We start from the raw sequence: 519 nt of genomic DNA on the forward strand, positions 1-519 counted from the left end.
GTATAGGAAGCTAAGCCATAAAATGCAAGTACCTCTTTTTGATCTTTATCTTCAATGGGAGGTATTGGGTTTATATCTTCTATTTCGATATTATCAACGAGCATAATTGACTCACTAAATGCCTAACGCCCACTTAAGCGAACAAATATTGTTGGCTATAATTGTGTAGCGGAGCGAAACAGCCAACTGTTTTTGTTGATCTTCACCCGATAAAGTGGACACCGTCCACGTTTCAATTAACTGCCAATTCAAACTCGGCAGGTGATTTATATCCTAAACTCGAATGCAATCTCTGTCTATTGTAAAAATAATTTAGGTAAACCTTTAATTTTTATAATAGTTTACCGCTGCTCTCAAATTTATTTCCTCGAATTAAATCTGCTTTAAGCGAATGAAAGAACGACTCGACTTCTGCGTTGTCAGTACAGCACCCAGGCCTATTCATACTGGCTTTGATGTTTTTGCTAGCCAAATACTTTTGTACAACGTGAGCACGGTATTCTGCGCCTCGGTCAGTGT

At 38.3% G+C, this 519-nt stretch carries 1 pseudogene; it reads right to left on the minus strand.

The features are described from left to right. Positions 1 to 232: 232 nt before the first annotated feature. Positions 233 to 519: pseudogene (locus PSH48_RS20770) on the minus strand (integrase core domain-containing protein); the annotation flags it as partial.

The sequence above is a fragment of the Pseudoalteromonas sp. Angola-4 genome (genome assembly GCF_028599265.1).
In the GTDB taxonomy this organism is placed as follows: Bacteria; Pseudomonadota; Gammaproteobacteria; order Enterobacterales; family Alteromonadaceae; genus Pseudoalteromonas; species Pseudoalteromonas atlantica.